This window comes from Microbacterium sp. (assembly GCF_003248605.1).
GTDB lineage: Bacteria > Actinomycetota > Actinomycetes > Actinomycetales > Microbacteriaceae > Microbacterium.
Window position 1 is genome coordinate 1 of record NZ_QFPF01000154.1, and the last position, 4,440, is coordinate 4,440.

Annotated in this window: 6 protein-coding genes and 1 tRNA gene; 5 read left to right on the forward strand and 2 right to left on the reverse strand. The window is 68.3% G+C overall.

Annotation, left to right across the window (positions count from 1 at the left end):
• The 5 genes from DI573_RS14130 to DI573_RS14150 all read left to right on the forward strand — a co-directional run.
• A partial coding sequence (locus DI573_RS14130) for a PadR family transcriptional regulator (RefSeq protein WP_292815626.1) occupies nt 1-192 on the forward strand: 192 nt, incomplete at its 5' end.
• Nucleotides 185-817, forward strand: coding sequence for a hypothetical protein (locus DI573_RS14135; protein WP_292815629.1), 633 nt, complete (start codon nt 185-187; stop codon nt 815-817). The genes DI573_RS14130 and DI573_RS14135, both read left to right, overlap by 8 nt.
• Before the next feature lie 231 nt (nt 818-1,048).
• Nucleotides 1,049-1,534 carry an FBP domain-containing protein gene (locus tag DI573_RS14140; protein ID WP_292815640.1) on the forward strand — a complete coding sequence of 162 codons (486 nt, stop codon included), beginning with the start codon at nt 1,049-1,051 and terminating at the stop codon, nt 1,532-1,534.
• Between the two features lie 49 nt (nt 1,535-1,583).
• Nucleotides 1,584-2,507 (forward strand): PfkB family carbohydrate kinase, encoded by a 924-nt coding sequence (locus DI573_RS14145; protein ID WP_292815632.1) that lies wholly within the window; start codon nt 1,584-1,586, stop codon nt 2,505-2,507.
• A 93-nt stretch (nt 2,508-2,600) separates the two neighbouring features.
• Nucleotides 2,601-2,682 (forward strand) — tRNA-Tyr (locus DI573_RS14150).
• A gap of 40 nt (nt 2,683-2,722) precedes the next feature.
• On the opposite strand, the gene DI573_RS14155 is transcribed toward DI573_RS14150, so the two are convergent.
• Complete coding sequence (locus DI573_RS14155) at nt 2,723-3,568, reverse strand: NAD(P)-dependent oxidoreductase (protein ID WP_292815634.1); 846 nt, start codon at nt 3,566-3,568, stop codon at nt 2,723-2,725.
• A 43-nt stretch (nt 3,569-3,611) separates the two neighbouring features.
• Nucleotides 3,612-4,440: HNH endonuclease signature motif containing protein (locus DI573_RS14160; protein WP_292815637.1), on the reverse strand; the 829-nt coding region annotated here is incomplete at its 5' end.

Below are 4,440 nucleotides of genomic sequence, written 5' to 3' on the forward strand. Positions count from 1 at the left end.
CCGCTTCTTGCGCGGCTGCGCGAGAACGAGTGGGTGACGACGTTCGATCAGCCATCACCGTCTGGTCCGGCGCGCAAGTACTACCGACTATCGCCATCGGGGCAGGTGCAACTCGCACAGTTCCGGACATACTGGACGCCGTTCGCGGCGTCGGTGACGGACCTTCTCGGAGAGGACAGAGACCATGACTGACCACGAATCCGTGCGACTGCGGGACGATTTCCTAGAGCGGCTGGACTCCGCGATGAGCGGTCTGCCGTTCGGAATCGCATCCGAAATCCGTGTTGGAATCCTGGAAGAGCTAAGCGGGTTGGACGCGACTGCCACCGCCGCCCGGATCGCCCAGCTGGGCACTCCTGCGTCGATCGCACGCGAGGCCCGTGACGCCCAAGTGCGGCCTGCCCATATGACGGTTGAGCGACAAGTGAAGACGCCGGTCGAACGATCGCGCGGCTTCGCCATCACCGCGGCGCTCGTACTCGGATTCGGCGGATTCATCGTTCCCGCCGTCGGGTGGGTCGTCGGCGTTGTGCTGGTTTGCATGAGTCGCCTGTGGAGGAGATGGGAGAAGATCGTGGCGATCGCGACACCATTCATCGTGTTCGCCGTGATGGTTGCGGTCGTGATGCTCACCCGAGTTGTGAGTGAGGAGTCGTCCGTGGCTGACTCCTCATTTGGGCCGTCTCTCCCTGAACCCCAACTCAGCGCATTCGACATGTGGCACACCATGGTCCTCGTGGGCCTCGCGATTATACCGATGACTGGACTTTGGCTGCTCTGGCGCTTGAAAGGGCGTGCGGAGCCCTCCAGGCGCTGAAGTTGCAGCGTGCCGCCGCGGTTCGCCTTAATCCGACATCCCACCTGAGTTTGGAGTTCTCCGAGAGCGGTGCGCGATCGGAGCGGCCGAGAGCAGATGGCGGTCAGAGGTTACTTGGCAACGTTGTCGAAGGATGAATCGGCCATTCCGAAAGTCTAGCGACGCGGGCCCGTGACCGCCCCTGTCGCGAGGCCTTCGTAGACTGGGACGAGGAAAGTGCCTGGAGGTGACATGCGGCCGCTGACCGAAGCTGAGGTGCGGGCCTCGTTCGTGAACGTGGTTCCCGACGAGCTGCGACATGTCGCGCTGCCGCACGACTTCCTGCTCACCGACTGGGATCACCTGGATTTTCTCGCCTGGCGCGATCCCCGCGCGCGCGGCCGAGGCTACCTCATCACCGAGCACGCCGGAGCGCCCACCGGGGTCGCCCTTCGCGCCGCCGACGGCTCGTCGCGGGCGCGGGCCGCTCTGTGCGACATCTGTCACACCATGCAGCCGGCGGATCAGGTCTCGCTGTTCACGGCGCGCAAGGCGGGGCGTGCGGGCATCGAGGGCAGCAGCGTGGGTACGTACATCTGCGCCGATCTGTCGTGCCACGAGAACGTGCGCCTGGCGACGCCGCTCGCCCCGTCGGAGGTGCGCAGCAGCGTCGATCTGCGCATCGACGGCGCGAGACTGCGCACCGAACGCCTCGTGGAGCGCGTGCTGTCGTCCTAGGTTCGATGGGAGCGGATGACCCGCACAGGTGGAGCGCGAGGAGGCGCCGATGTCGCAGGATCGAGTCGTGGTCGTGGGCGATGCCCTGATCGATGAGCTGCGCGACGATCTCGGGTTGCGCGAGTTCGTCGGTGGAGCGGCACTGAACGTCGCCGTCGGGCTGTCGCGACTCGGGGTGCCGACGTCGTTGATCGCGATGGTCGGCGACGATGCCGCCGGTGAGCGGATCGCCGCCTACCTGGCCGATTTCGATGTCGAGCTCATCCCGTCACCCTCTCCGCAGGGCTCCTCCCGGGCGGTGAGCGTGCGCTCGCGCGGCGGTGAACCCACCTACGAGTTCAACGCCGCCGCGCAGGCGCGACGTGTGGTGTTCGGCGAGCGCGAGCGGTGGGCGATCGCGGCGGCGCCCGTGACGGTCGTGAGCTGCTTTCCGCTCGACGACGCCGCCCAGACGCAGGACCTCGTGGATGCTGTCGCGGCGACCGATACGCGGCTCGTGATCGACCCCAACCCGCGCACCGGGATGATGCACGATCTCGAGGCGTTCGTCGCGGCGTTCGAGCGCCTGGTGCCGCGGGCCGCAGTGGTCAAAGTCGGCGACGACGACGCGGCACTGATGTACTCCGAAGAGCTCGACGACGCTGTCGCCCGTGTGCGCGCGCTGGGAGCCCCGGTCGTCCTGGCCACGCGGGGAGCCGCGGGGGCGGGCATGACGGGGGAGGGCTTCGACGTCTCCTCGCCGGTGGCGACCCTGCGCGGCCGGATCGTCGACACGATGGGGGCGGGCGATGCGAGCCTCGCCGCGATCGTGGCGGCGCTCGTGCGCGATCAGCCGCCCGCCGACGGACCGGGGTGGCAGGAGGTGCTCGATGAGGCGATGGAGATCGCCGCCGCGACGTGCCGCTTCGAGGGGGCGCTGCTGCGCACCGCGAGCGAGCTGCGCGACGTCGACATCGACAGCATCGGTACCTGACCCGGCCGGCCTCGGTTCTTGGAGCGTTCCCGCACGGGGTAGGATTGGTGATCGCGCTTCCGGTCGTCTGAGAAAGTCGGACGGGCGCGCACTGGCGAGTTACCCAAGCGGCCAAAGGGATCTGACTGTAAATCAGCCGGCGTAGCCTTCGGGGGTTCGAATCCCTCACTCGCCACGTTGTGAGAAGGCCCGCGCACTGCGCGGGCCTTCTTCGTTCACTGCGTCGCGTCGCGCCACGAGTGCTGGGGATCGAATCCGAGCAGGCGCCGTGCCTTCGCGATCGAGAGCATCGTGTCGTGCTCGCCGAGGTCGCCGTGCACCGGGGTGTCGGGAAACACCTCGGCGACGAGTTCGGCATTCGTGCGCGTCGTGACGGTGTCGGCCGCCGCGATGATGAATCGGTCGAAGCCCGCGGGTGCGGCATCCAATGCCCTCGCCACCGCCTGCGCCCCGTCCCGCGCGTCGATGTAGCCCCAGAGGTTCCACTTGCGCTCGCGCACGTCGTCGTCATAGGGGAAGGCGGCGTAGTCCTCGGGCGCCATCACGTTGGAGAAGCGCAGCGCCGTGATCGAGACCTCGGGATGCCAGCGCACCAGCTCGATCGCCAGCTGCTCCTCGAGATGCTTGACCAACGAATAGACGGACTCGGGTCGAGCGGCGTACTCCTCGTCGACGGGGATGTACGGCGGCGGCACCTCGAAGGGCAGCCCCAGCACGGTCTCGCTCGAGGCGTACACGATCCGCTCGATGCCGAGGCGTATCGCCGCCCAGAAGACGTTGAACGTGGCGAGCATGTTGTTGTGGAAGGTCGCGACATCGGCGCGGATGCCGGGGGCCGGTATCGCCGCGAGATGCACGAGCGCGTCGACGCCGTCGTGGGTGTCGTTCACGCCGGCGAGCGCGTCGATCACCTGCCCGTAGTCGGTGAGATCGACCTGGACGAAGCCCGGGTCGCGGGCGCCGACGGCATCCAGTCCGATGACGTCGTGACCCGCGGCGCGGAGCTCGCGCAGGACGACGGAGCCGAGTTTGCCGGATGAGCCGGTGAGTGCGATGCGCATGGCCCCAGGCTCGCACAGCCCGGGCGCGGCGGGGTCGTGCTGATCAGAAGGGCGGCGGAGGCGATGTGGTGAACCCGGTCGGGGTGGTCACCTGGACCGTGCCGTCGCGGCGCGACACGAACCGGAATCTCGTCTTGTGCCGGTGCGTGTGATCGGGCGGGCAGAGAGGACGCAGATTGAATGCGTCGGTGGTGCCGCCGCGTGCCCAGGCTCTGTCATGATCGAGATCCGCGTCGAGCGCAAGTCTTGAGCACCCGTCACGCGCGCACCGGCCGTGGGTGAGCACGAGCCAGTCGCGCTGGGCCTTGGTCGGCCGGTACGTGCGGCGATCCATGTCGAGGACGATGCCCCGCACGGGGTCGGTGATCACTCGGCGGAAGGCCTTGGCCTCGAAGAACAGCTGCGCGGCGGTGAGAGAGTCGATCGGGCCGTGTCCGACGAGCTGCGCCTGCTCCCGGGGGAGTGCCGCCGTCGTGTCGCCGGCGAGCAGCGTCACGGGAACCGTGACGAACACGGTGGTCTTGACGGCCGTGGCTGTGCCCTCACCGCGCAGCCATGCGCTGAAGAGATCTGCTCGCACCTGATCGCGTCGTCGGGTCTCGCCGCCGCCGTTGGTGGTCGCCTTGGCCGTTGCGGTCAGGCGCCGACCCGCGGCGACCGCATCGACGGTGGGGATCAGGGCCGACACCCACGACATGCCGTTGTCGACGTGCTCGATGACCACGCGCCGGTCACGCATCGCGGCGGCGTGCCGGGCCTCGGCGCGCCGCGCGTCGAGGCGCTCGACGAGGCGGGCGAGTCTGGCGCGAAAAGAGGCGGGGGTGCAGGTCAGCACCCATTCGGATGCGGCGTCATCGAGTTCGCGTATCGCC

What these genes read in the sequence shown, in the direction of transcription:
- DI573_RS14155 (WP_292815634.1), bottom strand. Translation starts at nt 3,568, where the DNA reads ATGCGCATCGCACTCACCGGCTCATCCGGCAAACTCGGCTCCGTCGTC.
- DI573_RS14140 (WP_292815640.1), top strand. Translation starts at nt 1,049, where the DNA reads ATGCGGCCGCTGACCGAAGCTGAGGTGCGGGCCTCGTTCGTGAACGTG.
- DI573_RS14135 (WP_292815629.1), top strand. Translation starts at nt 185, where the DNA reads ATGACTGACCACGAATCCGTGCGACTGCGGGACGATTTCCTAGAGCGG.
- DI573_RS14145 (WP_292815632.1), top strand. Translation starts at nt 1,584, where the DNA reads ATGTCGCAGGATCGAGTCGTGGTCGTGGGCGATGCCCTGATCGATGAG.